The organism is Streptomyces sp. NPDC057424 (assembly GCF_042803315.1).
Classification (GTDB): Bacteria; Actinomycetota; Actinomycetes; order Streptomycetales; family Streptomycetaceae; genus Streptomyces.
Genome location: NZ_JBHVCP010000007.1, coordinates 24,116 through 47,772 on the forward strand (window position 1 = coordinate 24,116; position 23,657 = coordinate 47,772).

Annotated in this window: 19 protein-coding genes; 8 read left to right on the forward strand and 11 right to left on the reverse strand. The window is 72.4% G+C overall.

The annotated features are described in order from the left end of the window. Positions 1-145 precede the first annotated feature (145 nt). Entirely contained in the window at positions 146-997 is an 852-nt protein-coding gene (locus tag ACFU3E_RS08745; RefSeq protein WP_384154066.1) for a (2Fe-2S)-binding protein, read from the forward strand. 303 nt (positions 998-1,300) lie between these two features. Continuing rightward, a complete protein-coding gene (locus tag ACFU3E_RS08750) occupies positions 1,301-2,341 on the forward strand; it encodes a DUF2637 domain-containing protein (protein WP_384154068.1) in 1,041 nt (346 codons plus the stop codon). Positions 2,342-2,398: 57 nt separating this feature from the next. Here the strand turns inward: ACFU3E_RS08750 and ACFU3E_RS08755 are convergent, their stop codons facing one another. Both ACFU3E_RS08755 and ACFU3E_RS08760 read right to left on the reverse strand, forming a co-directional pair. After that, a complete protein-coding gene (locus ACFU3E_RS08755) occupies positions 2,399-2,881 on the reverse strand; it encodes an ATP-binding protein (RefSeq protein ID WP_384154070.1) in 483 nt (160 codons plus the stop codon). A gap of 425 nt (positions 2,882-3,306) precedes the next feature. Beyond that, on the reverse strand, positions 3,307-3,930 hold the full coding sequence (locus ACFU3E_RS08760) for a hypothetical protein (RefSeq protein WP_384154072.1): 624 nt from the start codon (positions 3,928-3,930) through the stop codon (positions 3,307-3,309). A 231-nt stretch (positions 3,931-4,161) separates the two neighbouring features. On the opposite strand from ACFU3E_RS08760, the gene ACFU3E_RS08765 reads away from it, so the two are divergent. Then, positions 4,162-5,505: a helix-turn-helix domain-containing protein gene (locus ACFU3E_RS08765; protein WP_384154074.1), complete on the forward strand. Its 1,344-nt coding sequence runs from the start codon at positions 4,162-4,164 to the stop codon at positions 5,503-5,505. A gap of 78 nt (positions 5,506-5,583) precedes the next feature. Here the strand turns inward: ACFU3E_RS08765 and ACFU3E_RS08770 are convergent, their stop codons facing one another. Together ACFU3E_RS08770 and ACFU3E_RS08775 are read right to left on the reverse strand one after the other, a co-directional pair. Beyond that, entirely contained in the window at positions 5,584-7,326 is a 1,743-nt protein-coding gene (locus ACFU3E_RS08770; RefSeq protein ID WP_384154076.1) for a pyruvate dehydrogenase, read from the reverse strand. A 66-nt stretch (positions 7,327-7,392) separates the two neighbouring features. Continuing rightward, the gene (locus ACFU3E_RS08775) at positions 7,393-9,501 is read right to left on the reverse strand and encodes a protein phosphatase 2C domain-containing protein (RefSeq protein ID WP_384154078.1); all 2,109 of its coding nucleotides are present in this window, start codon (positions 9,499-9,501) and stop codon (positions 7,393-7,395) included. Between the two features lie 211 nt (positions 9,502-9,712). On the opposite strand from ACFU3E_RS08775, the gene ACFU3E_RS08780 reads away from it, so the two are divergent. Then, positions 9,713-10,195 (forward strand): DUF456 domain-containing protein, encoded by a 483-nt coding sequence (locus ACFU3E_RS08780; protein ID WP_384154080.1) that lies wholly within the window; start codon positions 9,713-9,715, stop codon positions 10,193-10,195. A 4-nt stretch (positions 10,196-10,199) separates the two neighbouring features. Here ACFU3E_RS08780 and ACFU3E_RS08785 read toward each other — a convergent pair whose 3' ends face one another. The 6 genes from ACFU3E_RS08785 to ACFU3E_RS08810 all read right to left on the reverse strand — a co-directional run bounded on the left by ACFU3E_RS08785 (position 10,200) and on the right by ACFU3E_RS08810 (position 17,748). Then, complete coding sequence (locus ACFU3E_RS08785; RefSeq protein WP_384154082.1) at positions 10,200-10,694, reverse strand: methylated-DNA--[protein]-cysteine S-methyltransferase; 495 nt, start codon at positions 10,692-10,694, stop codon at positions 10,200-10,202. Then, complete coding sequence (locus ACFU3E_RS08790) at positions 10,694-12,106, reverse strand: DNA-3-methyladenine glycosylase 2 family protein (RefSeq protein WP_384154084.1); 1,413 nt, start codon at positions 12,104-12,106, stop codon at positions 10,694-10,696. Before ACFU3E_RS08790 ends, ACFU3E_RS08785 begins: the two co-directional genes overlap by 1 nt. An 88-nt stretch (positions 12,107-12,194) precedes the next feature. Next, a complete protein-coding gene (gene rsgA, locus ACFU3E_RS08795; RefSeq protein WP_384154086.1) occupies positions 12,195-13,340 on the reverse strand; it encodes a ribosome small subunit-dependent GTPase A in 1,146 nt (381 codons plus the stop codon). 230 nt (positions 13,341-13,570) lie between these two features. Continuing rightward, the gene (locus ACFU3E_RS08800; protein WP_384154088.1) at positions 13,571-15,061 is read right to left on the reverse strand and encodes a cellulose binding domain-containing protein; all 1,491 of its coding nucleotides are present in this window, start codon (positions 15,059-15,061) and stop codon (positions 13,571-13,573) included. Between the two features lie 236 nt (positions 15,062-15,297). Next, positions 15,298-16,617: a radical SAM protein gene (locus ACFU3E_RS08805; protein ID WP_384154090.1), complete on the reverse strand. Its 1,320-nt coding sequence runs from the start codon at positions 16,615-16,617 to the stop codon at positions 15,298-15,300. Between the two features lie 123 nt (positions 16,618-16,740). Next, positions 16,741-17,748: a hydroxyacid dehydrogenase gene (locus ACFU3E_RS08810; RefSeq protein ID WP_384154092.1), complete on the reverse strand. Its 1,008-nt coding sequence runs from the start codon at positions 17,746-17,748 to the stop codon at positions 16,741-16,743. Positions 17,749-17,921: 173 nt separating this feature from the next. Between ACFU3E_RS08810 and ACFU3E_RS08815 the strand changes: the two genes are divergently transcribed. Beyond that, complete coding sequence (locus ACFU3E_RS08815; protein WP_384154094.1) at positions 17,922-19,178, forward strand: D-arabinono-1,4-lactone oxidase; 1,257 nt, start codon at positions 17,922-17,924, stop codon at positions 19,176-19,178. Positions 19,179-19,462: 284 nt separating this feature from the next. Here ACFU3E_RS08815 and ACFU3E_RS08820 read toward each other — a convergent pair whose 3' ends face one another. Next, on the reverse strand, positions 19,463-19,813 hold the full coding sequence (locus tag ACFU3E_RS08820) for a helix-turn-helix transcriptional regulator (RefSeq protein ID WP_384154096.1): 351 nt from the start codon (positions 19,811-19,813) through the stop codon (positions 19,463-19,465). Between the two features lie 238 nt (positions 19,814-20,051). Between ACFU3E_RS08820 and ACFU3E_RS08825 the strand changes: the two genes are divergently transcribed. The 3 genes from ACFU3E_RS08825 to ACFU3E_RS08835 all read left to right on the forward strand — a co-directional run bounded on the left by ACFU3E_RS08825 (position 20,052) and on the right by ACFU3E_RS08835 (position 23,651). Next, positions 20,052-20,717 carry an ANTAR domain-containing protein gene (locus ACFU3E_RS08825; RefSeq protein ID WP_384154098.1) on the forward strand — a complete coding sequence of 222 codons (666 nt, stop codon included), beginning with the start codon at positions 20,052-20,054 and terminating at the stop codon, positions 20,715-20,717. Between the two features lie 201 nt (positions 20,718-20,918). Continuing rightward, positions 20,919-22,166: an ROK family transcriptional regulator gene (locus ACFU3E_RS08830; RefSeq protein WP_384154099.1), complete on the forward strand. Its 1,248-nt coding sequence runs from the start codon at positions 20,919-20,921 to the stop codon at positions 22,164-22,166. A 219-nt stretch (positions 22,167-22,385) separates the two neighbouring features. Continuing rightward, a complete protein-coding gene (locus ACFU3E_RS08835) occupies positions 22,386-23,651 on the forward strand; it encodes an ABC transporter substrate-binding protein (protein WP_384154101.1) in 1,266 nt (421 codons plus the stop codon). Positions 23,652-23,657 lie beyond the last annotated feature (6 nt).

Genomic DNA, 23,657 nt, shown 5'->3' on the forward strand with positions numbered 1-23,657 from the left:
TCATTACGGCGGGTTGTCACTCGTCCGTCAAGCACCATAGGCGCCCCGGCCCGCAGTTCAAATCCCAGTTCAATTTCCGGAGATCCTTAGTAAGGTTAGGCTTACCTTCAAGAGCCCCGTTTCACCCCGACGGATCGGTGATCACATGCCTGCGCTCCTTTCGGCCGTCTCCGGCGCCTACGCACGCCTGGCCGAGGTTCTCCCGGGGCTGGCGGTCACCGAACTGAACGCGGGCGACGAGACCCCGCACGGCGGTGGCTGGACCGCGGCCGCCGACTTCGCGGCCGCAGGCCCCGCCCTCGACCGCTTCCTGGCGTGGGACGTGGAGCAGATCCAGCGGGACTACGACCGGCAGGCCCGCCCCGACGTCGTCGCCAGCTTCGGCCTGCACCGCTACGCCTGGCCCGCCTGCCTCCTGATCACCGTGCCGTGGTTCCTGCACCGCCGCGTCCCCCGCTACCCCGTGACGCACGTCTCGTACGACCGCACCGCCCCGGGGCACGCCCTCGGGCACCTGGCCGTCCGCCCCTCCGGCTTCGCCTGCCTGCCCGGCGACGAGGCGGCCGCTCTGCCCGGCGCCCGGGTCGTCCCCGGCGAGGAGGCGCTGCGCGCGGAGGTGCGGGCGGCGGTCGCCGAGCACCTGGAGCCGGTGCTGACCGGTTTCGGCCCCCGGATGCGGCGGCGCGGACGCGCCCTGTGGGGCATGGCGACCGACGAGATCGTCGAAGGGGTCTGGTACATCGCCCAGCTGCTCGGCGAGGTCGAGGAGCGGCGCGCGATGCGCGAGCTGGAACTGCTCCTGCCGGGTGCGACCAAGCCGTACGTCGGCACGGCGGCGTTCCGGGAGCTGACCGGCCCCGGCGGCGAGCCCCTGCTCACCCGGGACCGCGCGAGCTGCTGCATGTTCTACACGCTCCGGCCGGAGGACACCTGCGCCACCTGCCCGCGCACCTGCGACACCGACCGCGTCACCAAGCTGCTGGCCACGGCCAGTTGAGCGCTCGCGGGGTCAACCACCCCCGCCGTCCCGTAAGATCATCGCGGAACCGGACACCCACGCGCCCACAAGCGATTCACACATTCCTCACGCGTCACGGGAACTTTCCGGAGAACCACTCGTACGGGTAGTCTTGTTCGAACTCAACTCCCGCCCCTCAAGCGGCAGTTCGAGCAGAACGCCGCCCTGGGCATCCCCTTGCACTTCCTTGGCGGCCTCTTGCCCCGAAACCCCCTGAGGGCCGATGGGATTGGGCCACTATGGCGGGCGTTACGCCCTATCCCAATGCAAGGGACCACCCAGATGAGACTGACCGACATATCGCTGAACTGGCTGCTTCCGGGCGCCGTGCTTCTCCTGGGCATGCTGGCGGCGGTGGCGGTGCTCGCGCGCGGCAAGCGCTCCTCGGTCAAGGACACGAGCGCGGACGACTCCTGGGAGCGCAGCGAGGAACGCCGCAGACGCAAGGAAGCCATCTACGGCACCCTCTCCTACCTCCTCCTGTTCTGCTGTGCGGCTGTCGCCGCCCTGCTCTCCTTCCACGGCCTGGTCGGCTTCGGCGAGCAGAACCTCGGACTGTCCGGCGGCTGGCAGTACCTCGTCCCGTTCGGCCTGGACGGCGCGGCGATGTTCTGCTCCGTCCTCGCGGTGCGCGAGGCCAGCCACGGTGACGCGGCGCTCGGCTCCCGGATACTGGTCTGGACGTTCGCCTTCGCCGCGGCCTGGTTCAACTGGGTGCACGCGCCCCGGGGTGTCGGCCACGCGGGTGCCCCCCACTTCTTCGCGGGTATGTCCCTGTCGGCGGCGGTCCTCTTCGACCGCGCGCTGAAGCAGACCCGCCGGGCCGCCCTGCGGGAGCAGGGCCTGGTGCCCCGCCCGCTGCCGCAGATCCGTATGGTGCGCTGGCTGCGGGCCCCCCGGGAGACCTACCGTGCCTGGTCGCTGATGCTCCTGGAGGGTGTGCGCAGCCTGGACGAGGCGGTCGACGAGGTGCGCGACGACAAGCGCAAGAAGGATGAGGCCCGGCAGCGGCGGCGCGACCAGCAGCGCGTGGAGCGGGCCCAGCTGAAGGCGATCAGCCGCGGTCACCGCGGCCACTTCGGCCGTGGTGGCGGACGGCAGCTGGAGGTGCAGGTGGAGCGCGGCTCCTCGCAGGTCTCCGCGGAGCCTGCCATATCCGCGCCGGAGCCCCTGCCCGTGCGCTCGCGTCCCTCCCTTCAGCCGGTACGCAAAGGAGCTGACCCTGTGACCGTCGACCTCACCGCGGAGGACGACACCATGGCGCTGCCGCGTCTGGACTCCCTGGAGCGCAAGCTCAAGGACCTGGAGCAGCAGTTCGGTTAGCCGAGTCGCAGCGACGCAGCGAGGGGGCGTGGCCTGCGGGCCGCGCCCCTTCGGCGTTCACGCCGCCTCGGCCTCCAGCTCGAACCAGACGGCCTTGCCCACGCCGTGCGGCCGGACCCCCCAGGCGTCCGCGAGAGCCTGCACCAGGAACATGCCCCTGCCGTTCGTGCCCTCGTCGGGGACCGGCACCCGCACGCGTGGCCTGCGGGCCACGAAGTCCCGCACCTCCACCCGCAGTCCGCGGGGTCCGACGGTCGCCGTGAGGACCGCGTCGTGGTCGGTGTGGACGATCGCGTTGGTGACGAGTTCGCTGGTGAGCAGTTCCGCCACGTCGGACCGCCCGTGCTTCCCCCACTGTCCGAGCATCTCCCGCAGGGCCCTGCGGGCTTCCGGGACGGCCCGCAGGTCCGCCCGTCCGAGTCTGCGCCTCAGCTGCGGCGCCGGATCCCGCTCCGTGACGTCGTCGGTCCTGTCCTCCACCGTCTTCGCCGAAAAGCCCCTGATCGCGATGGGACCGCCTCGTCGTGCCTGCCTCTCCATGACCCCCGCCCGCGCGCCGATGTCGGTTCCCCTCCTGCTCGAACACGTTCACGGGGATCCATGCCCCAACGGGAACGCGGCAGTCATGTCGAATCGTCAACGACCGGGTGTTCGGCCACCGGAACGGGGCGGGCGGCCCGGGCGGCAGGCCGCCGGGCAGTACGACGGTGGCGGGGAGGGGGACAAGAGGGTAGCCGGTCATCGTCCTCGGGCGGATCCTGACCGCCGGAGATCGGCCGATGGGCCGATGGCCGGCTGCCGATCCCTGCGTACGCGGTGGAGGGCCGGGGCGGCGGTCCCGGATGTGCGGCGCTGCGGTGAAGTTGGCCGAAGTACGACGGTCCGCAGGGCCGCCACGACCGGTACGGGGCCGTCCTCCCCACCCCCGTGGCGGGAGGACGGCCCCGGTCTTCCGGCGGGCGCGGTCAGTAGAGCTTGTTGACGGCGGTGGTCGTCGTCTTCTTGAAGGCGCCGACGGGGGCGTCGCCGAAGTCGCCCATCTGGCCCCACGACACGACGGTGACGGTCCTGCCGTCCCGCCCGACGGACAGCAGCGAGATGTCCGTGGCGCCCCAGGACGTCTCGGTGTGCAGACCGCGGACGCGGGCGCCCTCCTCGACCGGCAGCGAACCGTAGTCCCGGCCCTCGGCCTCGATGTCCGAGGACGACTCCTCGATGCGGTCGGCGCAGGTGCGGATCAGGTCGTCGTAGTGCTTCGCCAGGGCCTTGGCCTGGGCGGCTGTGCCCGTCACGACGGTCAGCTGCACGGCGCTGGTGTCCAGGTCGGTCCGGAACTCCCGGTGCCGGTAGTCGTAGTCGAGCACGCCCTCCGTACTCACGCAGAAGCCGAGTCCCTCCGGGAACCCCTCGGTGACCGGGCCGGCCGTCCAGGCCGAGGTCGGGTGCGGCGGCAGCTGGGACGCCGACAGGAACTTCGGTGCCGCGGCCTTCGGCGCGGCACCGGCGGCCGGTGCCGTGAGGACCGTGCCCGCCGCGAGGGCGGCGGCGGTGAGTGCGGTGAGCGCGCTCGCTCGGATGTGCTTGGGCATGGGTGTCCCCCGTGGGTGAGTGCGTGGATGGTCGATGCCGCCGCGAGGCCGGCTGGTCGGCCCGGACCTGCTCGGTGCGACACCAAAAGCATCAGCGGTCACACCGGGCGGATGCAACGGCCCGCATGCGATCCGGCACGGTGGAACCATCCCAGCCCGTCTGACGTGCAGATACATGAGGTGCCTGGGATGCCGTTCCGGGCCGGGTCGGACCGTGAGGACGGAGGAACGGTGTCGGTACGGAAGGACGTCGACGACGTCGGGGAGTTCGCGGCGCTGCTGAGGACGCTGAAGGAGCGCACGGACCGCAGTTACGGTTCGCTGGCCCGGCGGCTGGCCATGAACACCTCGACCCTGCACCGCTACTGCGCGGGCGAGGCGGTCCCGCTCGACTTCGCGCCCGTGGAGCGCTTCGCCGCCCTGTGCGGGGCGTCAGCGGAGGAGCGTCTGGAGCTGCACCGCCGCTGGCTCCTCGCGGTGGCGGCGCGGCAGCGTCCCCGGCCGGCGAGCGCTGCCGGTACGGCGGACACGGATGCGGATGCGGATACGGACGCGGACGCGGACACGAATGCGGCCACGAATGCGGCCACGGACGCGGACACCACGGTGGACGGCCCTGTCGACGTCCCTGCGGAAGCGGACCCGCGCCCCGGCCGCCCCTGGTACCGCCGCAGACGCGTCGCGGTCGGACTGGCCGCCGCCTGCGTGGTGTTCGCGGCGCTCGGGAGCCTCGCCGCGCTGCCGGACGGGCGGCGTGCGTCCGCCGGCGACCGTGCATCCGCGGCCGGTCCGGCTCCGTCCACTACGGCGGCGGCCGAAGCCCCGGACCGGGAGAGCGCCTCCCCCACCCCGAGCGGCAGCTCCCCCACCGCCCGGCGGCCCTCGGCGTCGCCCACTCCGACGAAGAAGCCCACCCCCTCTTCCTCCGCCCGAACCACCCCTCCCGCCGACGCGGCCACCCCCGCCGTCCCCCTCACCTGGTCCGCCGACTCCCAGGCGTGGAAGCTGGGCTGCGGTCACGACTACGTCGTCGCCGCGCCACCCGAGCAGGTGCCACCGCCGCCGGTCCCCCAGGACGCCGGGGTCTGGGCCGCGTCGCAGAACGCGGTGCACGGCGGCGAGACGCTCGTGCGGCTGTCCGTGCAGGGGCGGACCGACACGGCCGTCGTGCTGGAGGCGCTGCGCGTACGCGTGGTGGGGCGCTCGGCACCCACGCCGGGCAACGTCTACGCCATGGACCAGGGCTGCGGCGGTTCGATCACCCCGCGCACCTTCGACGTGAACCTCGACAAGGACCGCCCCATCGCCCGCGCGGTGGCCGGGAGCGACGCGGGTACGCCGATCCCGGCGGTGCGCATGCCCTACCGGGTCTCCGCGCGCGACCCCGAGGTGCTGCTGGTCAACGCCAGGACCCAGGGGTGCGACTGCCGCTGGTACCTGGAGCTCGACTGGTCCTCCCAGGGCCGCACGGGCACGGTCCGGATCGACGACGCCGGCCGCCCCTTCCGGACCAGCGGCATCAAGGGCCTGCCGCGCTACGTGTACGACACCTCCGCACGCCGGTGGACGCCCTAGCTAGGGGGCTTCTGATGGATCTCCGTGGAAGAAGGAGTACCGGGCGTCGCGACGCCGCGGAGATCCATCAGAAGCCCCCTAGAGCCGGGGCACGTTGCGCAGGTTGGAGCGGGCCATCTGGAGCATCCGGCCGACCCCGCCGTCCAGCACGATCTTCGAGGCGGACAGGGCGAATCCGGTCACCATCTCGGCCTTGATCTTCGGCGGGATGGACAGCGCGTTGGGGTCGGTGACGACGTCGACGAGAGCCGGGCCCTTGTGCTTGAAGGCGTCCTTCAGGGCCCCGGGGAGGTCCTTGGGCTTCTCGACGCGCACCCCGTACGCACCGCAGGCGCGGGCGACGGCGGCGAAGTCGGGGTTCCTGTTCGCCGTGCCGTACGACGGCAGGCCGGCGACCAGCATCTCCAACTCCACCATGCCGAGGGAGGAGTTGTTGAACAGTACGACCTTCACGGGCAGGTCGTACTGCACCAGCGTCAGGAAGTCGCCCATCAGCATGGAGAAGCCGCCGTCGCCGGACATCGACACGACCTGCCGTTTGCGGTCGGTGAACTGGGCGCCGATCGCCATGGGCAGCGCGTTCGCCATCGAGCCGTGGGAGAAGGAGCCGATGACGCGGCGGCGGCCGTTGGGCGAGATGTAACGGGCGGCCCAGACGTTGCACATGCCGGTGTCGATGGTGAACACGGCGTCGTCGGAGGCCAATTCGTCGAGCACGGCCGCCACGTACTCCGGGTGGATCGGCGTGTGCTTCTCGACCTTGCGCGTGTACGCCTTCACCACCCCTTCCAGCGCGTCGGCGTGCTTCTTCAGCATCCGGTCGAGGAAGCGGCGGTTCTTCTTCTCCTTCACCCGTGGGATCAGGCAGCGCAGCGTCTCCCGAACGTCGCCCCACACCGCGAGGTCCAGTTTCGAGCGGCGGCCGAGGTGTTCGGGCCGGACGTCGACCTGGGCGATCTTCACGTCGTCGGGGAGGAAGGCGTTGTAGGGGAAGTCGGTGCCGAGCAGGATCAGCAGGTCGCACTCGTGGGTGGCCTCGTAGGCGGCGCCGTACCCGAGCAGTCCGCTCATGCCGACGTCGAAGGGGTTGTCGTACTGGATCCACTCCTTGCCGCGCAGGGCGTGCCCGACCGGGGACTTGATCTTCCCGGCGAACTCCATGACCTCGGCGTGCGCGCCGGCCGTGCCGCTGCCGCAGAAGAGGGTGACCTTGCCGGCGTCGTCGATCAGCTCGAGAAGCCGGTCGATCTCGGCGTCACCCGGGCGGACCGTCGGACGGGAGGTCACGAGGGCGGTCTCGGCGGCCTTCTCCGGGGCGGGCAGGTCGGCGATGTCGCCGGGCAGGGTGACGACACTGACCCCGCTGCGGCCGACGGCGTTCTGGACGGCGGTCTGCAGCAGCCGCGGCATCTGCTGCGGGCTGGAGATCATCTCGCTGTAGTGGCTGCACTCGGCGAACAGCCGGTCGGGGTGGGTCTCCTGGAAGAAGCCGAGGCCGATCTCGCTGGACGGGATGTGCGAGGCGAGGGCGAGGACCGGGGCCATGGAGCGGTGGGCGTCGTAGAGGCCGTTGATGAGGTGGAGGTTGCCGGGGCCGCAGGAGCCGGCGCAGGCGGCGAGCCCGCCGGTGATCTGCGCCTCGGCGCTGGCGGCGAAGGCGGCGGTCTCCTCGTGCCGGACGTGGATCCAGTCGATGGCGGAGTTGCGGCGGACGGCGTCGACGACCGGGTTGAGGCTGTCGCCGACGACTCCGTAGAGGCGTTTGACTCCGGCGCGGGTCAGGATGTCGACGAACTGCTCCGCGACGTTCTGTCTGGCCATGGTTCTCGTCTGCCCCTTCGGTCTCCTGGGATCCCTCCGGGTTCCATCAAGTCACACCGGTCGTGCTCACGCCTCCCAGACCGCGGCGGCCGTCCGGTCGTCGGCATACCCCTTGACCCGTACCTGGCAGTCGGCGAGGAACGCGGCGAGACCGGGCGGCTCGGGGCGGGACCACCGCTCCGCGAGGTACTCGCCCAGTTCTGGCTCGCCGCGCAGGGGGTCGGCGAGGCCACCGCTGCACATCAGGAGCGTGTCACCCGGGCGGGCGACGGAGGTCCGGAAGCGGAAGGGCTCGCGGGGCGGCTCCGGGGCCGGTTCGTACGGGCTGGGCGGGGTCGGGATGCCCAGGTCCATGGTGAGCCGGTCGCCCTCGGGTGTCTCGGAGGGCGGTGAGCCGAAGCCCAGGACGGGTTCGCCCTTGGTCTCGGCGACCTGCGGCTCGATGTCCTGCCACTCCCCCTCCCGCAACCGGAACAGTCCGCCCTGTCCGACCCCGAAGAAGACCCGTGTACGGCAGTCGGGGTCGGCCGGCAGCAGCAGGCAGCGCAGGCCGGCCGCGTACGCCTCGGGGTCGACGCCCTGCTCGGAGGCGCTGGCCCGGAGTTTGCCGAGACTGCGGTCGGTGAGCCGGTGCAGCCCGGACTTCAGGTCGCCGCGGCGGCCGTCCCTTATGTCCTCGACCAGCCGTGCGTGGCTGCGGCCGACGGCCCGCCCGATCCAGTGACAGGCCTCGGCGGCGGCCCGGTGCGCGCCCGGCGCGGCCCGGGCACCGGTCGCCATCGCCACCAGCAGCAGCGCGTGCTCCCCCGTGCCGAACCGGGCGGTGAGCAGCGAATCCCTGCGGGGCTCGCCCCGGTACCGTGCGGAGTCCCCCCGCACGGAGACGGCCCGCAACGTACAGGCCCCGTACCGGGCCCCGTCCAGCACGGTGTCCGCGACGAGGTCGTCGAGATCATCCGGATCGGCGGCCGGGAGAGCGGTGGGTTCGGCGTCGTAGGTGGGCGGCCGGGTGCCTACGTGGCCACGTGGCCGGGGGGTGGGCGCGGGGCGCTCGATCCGGGGGCCGGTCTGGTCGGGCGGGTCGGGCGGGGGGTTCGTGGTGGGAGGTGTGGGCGGGGTGTCGGCGGGGCCCGTCAGCACCGGCTGAGGAGCTGCGGGGTGCGGGACCGCGGACGGCGGCTCGGCGGGGGGCGGCGGCACGGGCACCTGATCAGCCGGGCCCGTCGGCGCGGGCGCCGAGTCGCTCGGGCGTGGAAGCCGGGGCGGCTGGTCGGTCGGGGTTGCGGATGGGGGCGGCGGGGCGGCGGGGCGCGGCGGCGCCGGTGGCCGGTCCGCCGAGGTCGGGTACGCAGCGTTGCCGGGGTCGGCGGGGGACGCGGCTCCGCTGGGCTCGGGCGGGTAGGGCGCGGAGCCGCCGGGCGCGGTCGCGGGGGCCTGGGGGGCGGGACTGCCGGGTGGGCCCAGAGCCGTGGCCGGGCCGGCCTCGGGGTTCGGCCAGGCCGGAGGGGTCGTGGGGGGCGGGGGCACCGGGGGTGTCCGTGAGGCGGGGATCGTCGGGGCGGGGGTCTGCCGCGGCCTCTCCGAGGGCGGACGAGGGGCGGCCGCAGACGAGGTTGCGTCACTCCCTGTGCGCTCGCCCGAGGGCGTACCGCCGCTGACCGGCGAGGCCGCGGCACCCCCCGAGCGCTCACCCGGGCGCGTGCCGCCACTGTCCGGCGGGGCCGCGGCACCCCCCGAGCGCGTGGCGCCGCTGACCGGCGGGGCCGCGTCGCCTGTCCGTCCGGCCGTGGGGGCGGGGTCGGGTGCCTGCTCGGCGCGCCCCGGCGGTTTCGCCGCGGTCGGGAAGCTCACGGGCCCGGTGGGCCGGGCCGACGGCGGCTCCCAGGGCGCGCGCTGTGGGGCCCGGCCGTTCGGGCGGGGCGTGTCCAGCACGTCATCGGCCCCGGTCCGGGGCGCGGGTACCACGGGTTCCGCGCCGAAGGGCCGCGCCACCGGCCGGTCCGAGGGCCCTGTCCGCTCCTCCGCCCCGTCTCCCACGGCTCCCGAAGCCGACGCGAACCGGTCGTCCAGGGAATCCCGTGCCGGTGCGGGGCCCGTGTCGTCGGCGGAGTCGTCGTACAACTCCCTCCACCAGTCGTCCTCGTGACCGGTGGGCCTTCCCCCCTGCTGGCTCATGCCCGTAATTGTCCACCGCACGAGCCGCGTGAAAACGGGGCTTGTGGAAAAAACCGGCCCGCCACGGCGCGGTGAACGGCATGTCGAGTGAGCCGTAGAACGGCCATGCGAAATAGGGGCTCCGGCGGGGCGCGAGCGGCTGACCTGCGGGTCTGAGCCCCGGACACGTCTCTGACCTGCGCGTTCTCACGTCTTCCGGCAGTCTGGTCAGATGGGAGTGTGGGACCTCCTGCTGGTCGGGCTGGTCATCCTGCTCGGGCTGTGCGGAGTGCTGCTGCCCGCCATGCCGGGATCGTGGCTCGTGTGGGCCGCGGTCCTGTGGTGGGCGCTGAAGGATCCGCAGCCCGTCTCCTGGTGGGTGCTGGTGGGAGCCACGGTCCTGCTGCTCGTCTCCCAGGCCGTCCGCTGGGCACTCCCGCCCCGGCGGTTGCGTATGAACGGCACCACCCGCCGCATGCTGGCCCACGCCGGAGCCGGATCCGTCCTCGGCTTCGTCGTGGTCCCCGTAGTCGGCGCGATCCCCGGCTTCCTGGGCGGTGTCTACCTCTTCGAGCGGCTCCGCCTCGGCCGTCACGCCGACGCGGTCGCCGCCCTGCGCACGATCATGCGCGCGGGCGGCTCCAGCATCCTGGCCGAACTGTTCACCTGCCAGCTGATCGCGGCGGCGTGGGTGGGCGCGGCCTTCTGGGGCTGAGCCCTCAGACGGGCAGCACACCCTCGTGCGTCAGCAGCCGGATCTTGCGGTCCAGGCCGCCCGCGTAGCCGGTCAGCGCGCCGTCCGCCCCGATCACCCGGTGGCACGGGCGGACCACCAGCAGCGGATTCGCGCCGATCGCACCGCCGACGGCCCGCACGGCCGCCCGGGGCACTCCGATGCGCGCGGCGATCTCACCGTAGGTCACGGTCGCGCCGTAGGGAATGTCGTCCAGCGCGGCCCAGACCTTCTCACGGAAGGCGGTGCCCTCGGTACGCCAGACCAGGCGGAACTCCTTCAGTTCCCCGGCGAAGTAGGCGGCGAGCTGCTCCTCGGCCTCCCTGAAGGGCCCGGGGTCGCGCCGCCAGTCGTCCCGCACCTCGCGTCCGCCCTTCTGGCCGGGCACGGACAGGGAGGTCAGCTCGCCGGTGGGGGCGGCGGTGAGGAGCAGCGGCCCGAGGGGGCCGGGCACACTCGTCCAGTAGGTCGGGCAGGTCATCACAACTCCCACTCCCCTGCTGCGCGCAGGTGGTTCACAGCGTACGAGCGCCAGGGGCGCCAGTGGTCGGGGACGTCGAGGCCGGGCGGGGCGACGTCCGGGTCGCCGAGGGCGCGGGTGCGGATCTCGGCCACCGTACGGGCGTCCAGTCCGGGCACGGCACGCAGGGCGTCCTGCGCGTCGTCCCGGTCGGCGCCCGGGTCCAGGCGTACGGCGTGGTCGGCGAGGGCGGCGGTGAGCGCGCCGAGGGTGCCGCCGGGCTCGGCCCCGGCGAGGACGGCCGGCTCGGGGAAGAGGTGGGTGAGGCTCCCGCAGGGGACGTCGAGGGCCTTGCCGTAGCGGCGTACGAGCCGTTCCGCCTCCGTGCGGCCGGTCAGGGCGCGCACCGCGAGTTCCTCCGGGTCGGCGGTGCCCGGTGAGCGCAGCCCGGGCCGGGCGGCGACCAGGGGTGCGAGCCGCGGGTCGGCGGCGAGGCGCTCGTCGACGGCGTAGGGGTCGGCGTCGAGGTCGAACAACCGCCGCAGCCGCTGGACTGCGGTGGTCAGGTCGCGCGGGTCGGTGAGGTGCAGCCGGGCGTCGAGCCAGCCGCCCGGGTGGGCACCGCGGCCGGGCCGGGCGGTGCCCGGGCGTTCGTCGACGGCGACGATGCCGGTGCCGTACGGGAGGCGGAGGGTGCGCCGGTAGGTGCGTGTGCCGGGCGGGCCGCTCATCTCCTCGATGCCGGGTACGGCCTCGCGGTCCAGCAGGTCGAAGACGGGTCCGGCCCGGTAGGGGCCGCGGTGGGCGAGCCGGAGCGGGATGCCGGCGTCCGGGGTGGCCGCACGGCGGCCCCGGCCGTGCTTCGGCGCGGCGGCGCGCAGCTCACTGGGGGTCGACGCGTACACCGCCCGGATCGTGTCGTTGAACTGCCGCACGCTGGCGAAGCCCGACGCGAACGCGATCTCGGTGATCGGCAGTTCGGTGGTCTGCACCAGGACGCGTGCGGTGTGGGCCCGCTGGGCCCGGGCGAGGGCGACCGGCCCGGCGCCGAGTTCGGCGGTGAGCTGCCGCTGCACCTGCCGGGCGCTGTAGCCGAGGCGTGCGGCGAGACCGGCGACCCCCTCCCGGTCGACCACACCGTCGGTGATCAGCCGCACGGCCCGGCCCACCACGTCCGCGCGGACGTTCCACTCGGCGGAGCCGGGCACGGCGTCCGGGCGGCACCGCCGGCAGGCCCGGAAGCCCGAGCCCTGCGCGGCGGCTGCCGTGGCGAAGAACCGTACGTTGGCCCGCTTCGGGGTGACCGCGGGGCAGCTCGGCCGGCAGTAGATGCCGGTCGTCTCGACGGCGAAGAAGAACACGCCGTCGAAACGGGCGTCGCGGCTGCGTACGGCCTCGTACCTGGTGCCATCGTCCGTTCCCTGGTCTCTCACAGGCCCAGTCTCCGCCGTCGGCCGGGCGGTCGCTGGCGGAAATCGGACACCGCGATCGGGTGGGCCCGGGCGGCGGGACGCGGATCAGCTACGAACGCCAGTGCGATCCACGTTTCGCCTCCATCGCGGCCCTGCCGATCGCCCCCTTCCGCTTCCAGTCCTTGCGGATCTCGGCCCGGAGGCGGGCGTCGGTCTTGGCGACGATGCGCTGGTTCTCCCGCAGCAGCTTGCGGTAGCTCTCCAGCCGCCGCTCGGGCAGCTCACCGGTCTCGATCGCGGCCAGCACGGCACATCCGGGCTCCGCCTCGTGGGCGCAGTCGTGGAAGCGGCACCGCTCGGCCAGTTCCTCGATCTCGGAGAACACCTGCCCGACGCCGGTCTCGGCGTCCCACAGGCCGACGCCCCGCAGCCCGGGGGTGTCGATCAGGACGCCCCCGCCGGGCAGGGCGAGCAGGTTGCGCGTGGTCGTGGTGTGGCGGCCCTTGCCGTCGACCTCCCGGGTGGCCCGGACGGCCATGACGTCCTCGCCGAGCAGCGCGTTGGCGAGGGTCGACTTGCCCGCGCCGGACTGCCCGAGCAGCACGGACGTCCCCCCGCCGACGATCGCGGCGAGCACGTCGAGCCCTCCCCCCGGCTCTCGGCCGCGCTCGAGCGGGGAGGCGCCCCCCTCGTCCAGGGCGCTGACGGGCACGACCGGCACGCCGGGCGCGCTCGTCTGCACGTCCTGGACGAGGTACGAGAGCGTCACGGCGTCCGGCACGAGGTCGGCCTTGGTGAGGACGACGACGGGCTGGGCCCCGGACTCCCAGGCGAGCGCGAGGAAGCGCTCGACGCGGCCGAGGTCGAGCTCGACCGCGAGGGACACGGCGATGACGGCATGGTCGACGTTGGCCGCGAGGATCTGCCCCTCGGACCGCTGCGAGGAGGTGGAACGGACGAAGGCGGTGCGGCGCGGCAGGTAGGTGCGGACGTAGCGCGGGTTCCCGCCGGGTTCGACGGCGACCCAGTCACCGGTGCAGACGACCCGCAGGGGGTCGTGCGGGGTGACGAACGCGGTGTCGGCCCGCAGCAGCCCGTCGGCGGTGAGCACGTCGCACTGACCGCGGTCGACCCGGACGACCCGGCCGGGCAGCAGCCCTTCGGTCTCGTACGGGGCGAACGCCTCGGCCCAGGCCTCGTCCCAGCCGTAGGGAGCGAGAGCCGAGGCAACGGATGAAGCAGAAGTGAAAGACAAGGGTGACCCTTCCAGGTCGGCCCCCGGCCCGACAGTCGGTCGGATCAGCCGAAGGCCACGGAGGTGGACTTGACGAACTGGATGCGGGCAGCGCTCATCGCAATGTCAGCCATCGGTCGACACCTCCTTGTCTTTCTGCTCGATACTTCGCGGGACGTCGTGGGGCCGCCGCGCGCGGAACTGCCGTGCGCGGAACCGCCGTAACGCTATCCGGTCACGGCGGAGGCGCGTCAACTGCTTTTCGCGCAGGCGTGGCCGTTCAGCTCGAAGTCGTAGGGCGGGGAGTTCTTGCCGTGCCAGGAGGCGAGGAAGCCGAAGGCCAGATCGCCGCCCGCGGGGACCGACTTGTTGTAGTCGGCGCCGGTGGCGGTGACGCGGGAGCCGTCCTGGGACACGGAGGCGTCCCACATCTGACCGACCCGCTGGCCGTCCCGGAAGGACCAGGCGACGCGCCAGGAGTCGAGGGACTCGGTGCTGGTGACGGTGACGGTGGCCTGGAAGCCGTCGGGCCACTGGTTGACCAGGTCGTACTCGACCCGGCAGGCGGGGTCCCCGCTCTCACCGGGCTCGGTCCGGTCCGTGGGCGAGGAGGTGCCCTGCGGTTCCGTGTGGCGGTTGCTGCCCTCCGAAGTGCCGGGCTTCTCCGGCTGCTTCGTGCTCCGGGCGGTCCGGTCGGCCGGCCTCGAGGTCGCGGGCGGCAGGGACGGGGCGGACGGCAGGGGCGGAGCGGGGTCGGCCACCGGCTGGCGGTCGCCGCCGGGCGCTCCGAGGTCGTCGCCTCCGCCGCCGAAGGGCATCAACGAGACGCCGAGGGCCAGCACGGAGACCAGGACCGCGGCGACGAGGAGGCCGTTGCGGGCCACACGCGCCTTCTGCTCGTCGTCCTCCGGTTCGCCGGCCGCCTTGTCCGCCGGGCCGGGGCGGCCGGCGCCGAGCCGTACCTCGGCGGCGCGGCGGCGGCGCTCCAGATAGGCGAGGCCGCCCCAGCCGATCACCCCACCGGCCAGCGCCCCGGGCAGGGAGCCGCCGTGCAGGCGCAGACAGGCGGCGGCCTCGGCGCACTGCACGCAGGTGGCGAGGTGCCGGGAGAGGTCGCCGGGGGTCTCGGCGCAGGAGGAGCGGGTGACGGCGTCCAGCAGCCGGGCGTAGCTGCGGCACTGGCCGTCCATCGGCGTGTCGAGGTGGTTGCGGTGGCAGCGGTCCCGGAACAGGGTGCGCACCTGCTGGAGTTCCTCGGCCACGCCGGCCGGGTCGAGGCCGAGGCGGCGGGCGACCAGGGGCAGCGGGAGCGCCTCCACCTCGGCGAACCACAGCAGTTCGGCGTCCGCCTGCTGCAGATCGCGCAGGCCGCGCAGCGCGAGCGGGCGCTGCAGGGGCGGGCCGGTGTAGCGGGCGGCCTTGTCCGAGTTGAGCCACAGACGCAGGTCGGGGTCGAGTTTGTGGCCCTGCCCCTCCTCCTCCCAGGCCGCGGCCGTGGTGCGCACGGAGGTCAGCAGCAGGGGTATGCGGGGCAGCAGGGCCGGGCGGCGGCCGGTGCCGCGGACCGGGCCGGCGCCGGCGGCGCGGGCTTCGCGTATGCCGTGCGCGAACGCCTCGCGGCCCAGCTGTGCGGCGGCGGCGGAACCGGACGTGCACAGGTCCGCGTACGCGAGGACCGCGTCCCAGCACTCGGAGAACAGCGCGGCCTCGGTGGCGTCCTGAGGGGTCGGCAGGTCGGGCATGAGTCTCCTGCATCCACAAGCGAGGTCAACTCACCACATCGGCATTGGAGTTGGGGGGACCCTCGCGGCAGGGCAAGAGCTTTTCACGCCTTCCGCACAACTGACAAGCGCCCTGTTCAGATATCACGACAGGGCGGCCGCACCCCCATGGCTCCGGCTTCGGAGTGTCATACGGTTGCGGCCGCCCTGCGACTCATCGTCGTGCCGCCGCAGGCGAGGACGTCATCGAAGTGTTATCAAACAGCGGTGGGTTCGTCGGCCGGGAGGCTGTCCATGAAGGAGCTGACCGAGAAGACCGCGTTGCCGGCGCCGGGCGGGCCGTAGCCGGGGGGCGAGGAGAGACCGAAGTCCTCCATGGTCTGCCGGTAGGCCTGGAGCAGGCGGATGTGGTATTCCAGGGGCGCGCCCTGCGGATTGGCCTTGCCGAGCGGAGTCGTGGGCTCCGGGCACCAGGTGGTGAAGCGGGGCGTGATGCCGTGCGACATGAAGAACCGCAGGCCCTCGGTGGTCGAGGCGATGGCCTCGTCGACCGTCGTGAAGCCGAACGGCTCCGCCATCTCCACGCCCGCCACGAAGTTGGGGATGACGTTGCGTGCGCCGAAGATCTCGGCCGAGTCCAGGATGCGCTTGTGCCATTCGTCCCGGCCGACGTAGCGCTCCTTGCCCGGGCAGTACATCTTGAAGAGGTACTCGTCCCACACCTCGTAGTTGGGGTGGTAGATCTGCACGCCGTGGTCCTTGAAGCGCTGGACGTCGTCGCGCGGCAGCGCCTGGGCGACCACCTTGCCGATCCAGCGGCCGGGGAAGCGCTCCTCGATGGCCTTGGCGTAGTGGCCGTAGAAGTCGGCCTCGTCCCGGCCGGAGACCGTCTTGGTGATGGCGCCGCCGGTGAGGGTGTAGGCGGTGGAGGCCTTGGCGGTGTCGTAGCGGTCGATGATCTCGAGCGCCTCCAGTACCTCCTCGACGTCCTTCACGCCCGTGTAGGGCCGGCCGGCGGCCTTGTGCTGGCGCCAGTTGTGGTTGATGTCGCAGTACTGGCACTCCTCCTTGGCGCCGAAGTACTGGCAGACCCGGAAGACGGTCAGGTAGATCAGGTAGCCCCACTGGATGGTCGGGGCGACCTCCATGACCGACTTCCCGCTCGCGAGGGTGTGCCGGTAGTACTCGGGCATCGGCGGCACACCGACGTCGGAGATCCGCTTGCCGTCGAGGTAGAGACCGAGCACACCGTCGTCGTTCGCGGCGACGCGGTACGGCGAGGACGGGTTCACGCGCACCGAGACGACGGTGCGGCGCAGGTCGTAGGGGCCGCCGGTGAGGATGATCTCCTCGGGCGGCCGGCGCAGCGCGGCCTCGCCCAGCTCGGGCAGGGTGCCGTGGTCGAAGGAGAAGATGAAGTACGACTTCGGCTTGACCTCGCCGCCCTCGTTGTCGCTGAGCGCGGACGGGTCGAAGGCGACGCCGCCGCGGAGCAGGTCCTCCTTGAAGACGGCCTCCCGCGGCACGTGCGGGAACCGCTCCATCAGATCCTCGACCAGCGCGGTACGGCTGCCCATCCCGTCTCTCCTCCCGGTTCGGACGTACGACTCCTCACGGTATGCCCATGGGTGTGCGTGACCGGTACCGGGTCCCCCCGAGCCGGCGGAATGCACCGTTCGCCGCGATTGCCGGAGCAGCTGTCAGGCTTCGCGCTCCAGTGCCGCCCAGTCGACCGCGTGGGCAGGCTTCTCCCCGGCCAGCAGCCGTTCCGCCTCCTCGGCGACCGTCAGGCCGAGCCGGGCCAGCTCGTTCCCCTGGGAGCCCGCGAGGTGCGGGGTGACGAAGGCGCCGGGCAGGTCGTAGAGGGGCGAGTCGGCGGGGAGCGGCTCCGGGTCGGTGACGTCGAGGATCGCGGTCAGGCGCCCGGCGCGCAGTTCCGCCACGAGGGCGTCGTGGTCGACCAGCGCGCCGCGCGCGGTGTTGATCAGCACCGCCCCGTCGGGCATCAGGGCCAGCTCACGGCGGCCGATCATGTGGTGGGTCTCGGGTGTCTCGGGGGCGTGCACGGTGACGATGGCGGACGTGCGCAGCAGCTCGTCCAGGGGCAGCAGGGGGACGCCGAGCGCGGCGGCCTGCCGTTCGTCGACGTACGGGTCGGTCAGGACGGGCCGCAGGTCGAAGGGGCGGAGCAGTTCGAGGACGCGGCGGCCGATGCGGGAGGCGCCGATGACGCCGACCCGGCGGCCGTGGTTGCCGATGCCGGGGATGACGCCCCAGCCGGTGGAGGTGCGTGCCGTGCGCATCCGGTCGCGGGCGGCGAGGACGTCCTTCCCGGCGAGCAGGATCATGGCGAGGGTGTACTCGGCGACCGGCAGCGCGTTGGCGACGGCCGCCGAGGAGACGGCGATGCCGCGCTCCCAGAGGGCGGGGGTGGCGAAGGACTTCACGGATCCGGCCGAGTGCAGCACCGCCCGCAGCCGGGGAGCGGCGTCGAGGACCGTCTCGTCGAGCCGGGGGCACCCCCAGCCGGTCACCAGGATCTCGGCCCGGGCCAGCGCGCCGAGGACGCGTGGGCCGGTGAAGTCCTGGGCCACGAGCGCCGGGTCGATGTCCACGGACCTGCTCAGCCGCGCCAGCACCTCGGGCGGGAAGACCTGCGGCACGTTCTCGGCGGCCATGGCGAACAGTGCCTGGGGGCGCTGGCTCAAGGAGGTGACCTTCCGGATCGAGGTGGAAACCGGGGTGGAACCGGATGGGAAACCGCTCTCTACGGCCTCTACGGTAGGCCGGGCCGGGCGGCGTCGGCAATGGACTGCGGGGCCGGGGTAGGTTCCGGCCGGGGGCTTCCCGGTCCCCGCTGTCTCGGGAGAAGGACGACGCGATGAACGGGACCGTGACCAACTGGGCGGGCAACATCACCTACGCGGCCAAGGAACTGCACCGGCCCGGGTCGCTCGCCGCGCTGCGCACGCTCGTCGCGGACGGCGACCGGGTGCGGGTCCTGGGCAGCGGGCACTCGTTCAACGAGATCGCCGAACCGGGCCCCGAGGGCGTCCTGCTGTCCCTGGCGGACCTCCCCCCGGAGGTGGACGTCGACACGGTGGCCCGGACGGTCCGGGTCGGCGGCGGCGTGCGCTACGCGGACCTGGCCCGCCGGGTGCACGGTCAGGGACTCGCGCTGCACAACATGGCGTCCCTGCCGCACATCTCGGTGGCCGGGTCGGTCGCGACCGGCACCCACGGCTCGGGGGTGCTCAACGGCCCGCTCTCGGCGTCGGTGCGCGAGGTGGAACTGGTCACGGCCGACGGCTCGGTGGTGACCATAGGCCGGGACGAGGAGCGGTTCGGCGGGGCCGTCACGTCGCTGGGCGCACTCGGCGTCGTCGCCGCGCTCACCCTTGAGCTGGAGCCGGCCTTCGAGGTCGAGCAACACGTGTTCACCGAACTGCCGCTGGAGGGCCTGGACTCCGGGGTGTTCGAGACGGTGATGGCGACGGGGTACAGCGTCAGCCTGTTCACCGACTGGCGGGAGCCGGGCTTCCGGCAGGTGTGGCTCAAGCGGCGCACCGACCAGCCGCTGCCGGCCTTCCCGTGGGCCGCTCCCGCCAGGGAGAAGATGCACCCGGTGCCGGGCATGCCCGCGGTCAACTGCACCGAGCAGTTCGGTGTCCCGGGGCCGTGGCACCAGCGGCTGCCGCACTTCCGGGCGGAGTTCGTCCCGAGCAGCGGGGCGGAGCTGCAGTCCGAGTACCTGCTGCCGCGCGGGCACGCCGTGGCGATGCTGCACGCGCTCGACGCGATCCGGGAGACCGTCGCCCCCGTCCTGCAGACCTGCGAGGTGCGCACGGTCGCCGGGGACGACCAGTGGCTGAGCCCCTCGCACGGGCGGGACACCGTCGCGGCGCACTTCACGTGGATCGAGGACACGCGGGCGGTACTGCCGGTCGTGCGGCGGGTCGAGGCGGCGCTGGCTCCCTTCGGGGCCCGGCCGCACTGGGGAAAGGTCTTCGCCCTGCCCGCCTCCGGCCTGCGCGAGCTGTATCCACGGCTCGGTGACTTCCGGGCGCTGGCGCGGGAGCTTGACCCTCAGGGGAAGTTCGCCAACACCTTCGTACAGGGTGTGCTCGCGCAGGCGTAGGCGGCTACGGGGAGACCGGCCACCCGTCCGGATACGGACGGACGGTCTGCCGGGCCGCGGCGTACGGAGCCTCCGGGCAGGTCGCCGAGTACGGATGGTGCGGTGGCCAGGCGCCGGCCTGCGGACAGCCCACCCGGTCGGGCCATGACGTGCGTGGCCCGCCGGCCGGGCCGCGACGCACGGGGGCCCGCCGCTCGGGCGGTGGGTTGCCGACAGTCCACCGGTCGGGCCGCGGCGTGGGGCCGGACCACCGGGGCAGGTCCGGTGGGTGCTCGGCAGGGCGGTCAGGTCGCGGCGTGCGGGCGGCTGCGGACGGCGGAGGTCGTGGCGCGGTCGGCCTCGTCCTTGACGAGCAGGGACATCAGGGCCGCCACGGTCAGACCCGCCTCGGCCGGGTGGCGCAGCACCTTGCCGGGGTCGATCCGGTACGTGTTGGTGCGCCCCTCCCGGGTGTGGGAGAGGTACCCGTCCTGCTCCAGGTCGGCGATGATCTTCTGTACGGCTCGCTCGGTGAGACGGCAGTGGGCCGCTATGTCCCGGATACGAGCACTGTGATTGTCGGCAATGGCGGCCAGCACGCGGGCGTGGTTGGTGAGAAACGTCCATCCGGTGTGTGGCTCGGGCACTCCATCCATGCTCCCAACTCTAACGACAGAACATTCACGCACCCAAAAACACGTACTTCGTTTCATGTATCAGTTGACGTGTGTGGGGTAGAGAGGCAACGCTGGAAGCGGAGGCAGGGCGAACAGAGCAAGGGAGAACAGGGCCATGCCGGAGCCTGCGTACTCTGCGCGGTCTCACACACAGGAGGACGCCGCACCCACGGCGGTCGACAGTGCGCCGGCGGCGGTCCCGCCCTGCATGGCGACCATGGACGTCGTTCCGGACGGCGACCGGATGACCGTGACCATGTGGGGTGAACTGGACCTGGGCAGCCGACGGTTGCTGCCCGAGCTGTACGACCTGCTCACGCTGTCCGGCGGTGGCATCGACCTGCGCCTGGACGCCGTCGGGTTCTGTGACTGCTCCGGCCTCAACGCGCTGCTCGATCTGCGCACCCGCGCCGTCGACCAGGGCAAGACGGTCACCGTCCGGTCCTGCGGCGTCGCGGTCGAGCGCCTTCTCGACCTGACCGGCACGCGGGAGCTGTTCACGGACTCCGGCCGGCCGGAGGGCCCCGCACTCCAGGCCCCGCCCGCCATCGCCCCGCCGGAGGAGGACGGCCAGGGCCTGCGCGCCGAAGTCGCCCAACTGCGCCGCGCCATGCAGACCCGGCCCACCATCGACCTGGCCCGCGGCATCCTGATGGCCTCCTTCAGCCTGAGCCCCGAGGCGGCCTGGAGCGTGCTGGTCAGGACCTCCCAGAACACCAACACCAAGCTGCACAACCTGGCCCAGGACCTGGTGGGCACCGTGCGCGGCAGCACGCTGCCGGAGCAGGTGCAGCAGCAACTGGCCGCCGCGGTCGCCGGCACCGGCCACCCGGGCGCGGCGGCGGTGTGCCCCGCGTCCGGAGCCACCGAAGCCGGTGACTGACACACCCCGCCCCCGCTCCGCACCGCTCCGAGGCATCATGGGCAGGCCATGGTCGGCCACCACCGGTCCTCATCGGGCGGGCACTTTATAAAGCCCCTTTCCAAACCCCTTGTCGAAAGTCCCGGCAGCCCATAGCCTTGCGCCGCGCCGGTGCCGACGTCGACCCGGCCCGGCCGGTCTGGGAAGGAATGGGGCACCCCGGTGAAGCGCACATCACGTGACATCCGCACCGCGAACCGCTACGAGGTGCTGCGCCAGATCATCGCGGAGTCACCCACCTCCCGGCAGGAGCTGGCAGCGGCCACCGGCCTCAGCCTCGCGACGGTCGCCACCCTCGTGGGCGAGCTGCTGGACCTCCGCCTGATCACCGAGGTCGGCTTCGAGGACTCGGCCGGCGGCCGCCCGCGCGGCCTGGTCGCGGTCAACGCCTCGGGCGGCGCGCTGATCGGCGTCGACATCGCCGAGACGTACGTCCATGTCGAGCTGTTCGACCTCGGACTGAACGTACTGGCCCGCGCCGAGGAGGACGTACGGCCCAGCGAGAGCCTGCCCGAGCAGGTGGTCGGCCATGTGGCCACCGCCGTCGGCTCGGTGGTCACGCAGGCGGGCATCGAGGGCGCCCGCGTGCTCGGGGTCGGCGTGAGCGTGCCGGGGCAGGTGGACCGCGCGACGGGCATCTCGGAGTACGCACCCAACTGGGACTGGCACGACGTACCGCTGTTGAACCTGCTCACCGAGCACATCGCCTACCCGCTGCACCTGGACAACCCGCTGCGCGCCAGCGCGGTCGCCGAGCTGTGGTTCGGGGCGGCGCGCGGGCGCGGGGACGCCGTGGTGGTCAACCTCGGAACCGGGGTGGGCGCCGGTCTCGTCCTGGGCCGCGGGCTGCACCGCGGCGTCAGCAACAGCGCCGGCGAGTGGGGCCACACCACGATGGTGCTGGACGGACGCCTGTGCCGCTGCGGCAACCACGGCTGCGTGGAGACGTACGTGGGCGCACGCGGCATCATGCTGAACCTGCGGGAGATCGGCCCCGACAGCGCACTGCTGCACCCGGACGACCAGACGGCGACCATCGACGCGCTGGCCCGCGGGGTCGCGGCGGACGACCCCGTGGCACACCGGGTCGTCCGCGAGACCGCCCGTTTCCTGGGTGCCGGCATCGCGGATCTGGTGAACCTGTTCAACCCCGAGATCGTCGTGCTGAGCAGCTGGGTCGCCCGCACCCTGGGCGAACCGCTGCTGCACGAGGTGCGCGAGGCCGTGACCCGGCACGCGCTGCCACGGCCGCTGGCCGCCACCGAGATCGTCCTCTCCCCGATCCCCACCGACCCGGTGTGCCTGGGCGCGGCGACGTTCGCGCTCGAGGGCGCGCTGCAGGCCGTCGGGCAGAAGAACGGCAAACGCACAGCATCCCCGAAGAGCCGCACCACCGCCGCACCGTCGTAACGCGGAACCAACTCCTCCGCACCCACGGCGCGTTCGAAATCACGAACCGGACACAACGCTTCGCACAGACTTCGTCCAACCCCTTGCCGAAGCCTTAGCCGAAGCTCTAGCGTCCCGCACCGCACCTCTCTTTGAGCCATCTGGCGCGAGCCCCCGGGCCGTGAGCCATCAGGCAGTGAGCCGCAGAGCCGCAGCCGCACTCGAGACAAGGACGTCAGCATGTCGGCATCGAGCAACATGAACTGGGACCGCCGAAACGTACTGCGGGCCGCGATGGGCCTGGCCGCCGTCGGCGGACTCGCCGCGTGTGGCGGCAACAACGGGCGGGGCGGCGGGTCCGGGTCGGGCAAGAACCTGGTGCAGTACTTCCACGCGTATGGCGAGGCGGGCACCGAGCAGGCCATCAAGCGGTACGCGAAGGCCTACGACAAGGCCAACGTGACCACGCAGTGGATCACCAGCTCCGACTTCGAGAGCAAGCTCTTCGCGACGCTGCTCACCGACAACGCGCCCGATCTGTTCGAGTTCCACCCGCAGATCCAGATGATCAAGAGCGGGCAGGTGGCCGACCTGACCGACATCATCGAGCCGGTCAAGAACGACTTCAACCCGGCGGACATCAAGTCGCACACGGTGGACGGGAAGATATACGGCGTCCGCATGATCGACGACCCGCAGTTCTTCTTCTACCGCAAGTCGATGCTGGAGAAGGCGGGCGTCGACGTGCCGACCACGCTCGACGAGCTGATGGAGGCCGCCGCCAAGCTCACCACCGGCAAGGTCAAGGGCCTGTACATGGGCAACGACCTGCACAACGTCAACGACACGTTGATCTGGTCGGCCGGCGCCCAGCACCTCGACGAGAAGAACGAGATCGCCTACCACACGGACGGGGTCGTCGAGGGCCTCAAGAAGATGCGCAAGCTGTTCACCAGCGGCGACCTTCTCCTCGGCGCACCGACCGAATCCTGGGACCCCTCCTCGTTCAACCAGGGCCTGTGTGCCATCCAGTTCTGCGGCATGTGGGCGATGCCGGCGATCCAGGACGCGCTCGGCGACGACTGGGGGGTCTTCCCCTTCCCGAAGGTCACGGACTCCGGCAAGCAGTCCGTCTACAACGGCGGCTGGTCGATGTTCGTCAACGCCAAGGGCAAGAACGTCGAGGCCGCCAAGGAGTACGTCAAGTGGCTGTGGATCGACCAGAAGCAGTACCAGGAGGACTGGGCCACCTCCTACGGCTTCCACATTCCGCCGCGCACCTCGATCGCGGAGAACGCCGACAAGCTCAAGTCGGGCAACGCCGCTGAGGGCGTCCGGCTCTTCAACGAGTTCGGGCACTTCGACAACATCGGCTGGACCCAGGCCATGCGCACCGCCTTCGAGGACGTCTTCGCCAACTGCGTCCGCAAGAACATGGACCCGGAGGCCGCCCTCGACAAGTGCGACGCGGCCGTCAACCGCGAGCTCAAGAAGCTGTTCGGATAGACCGCG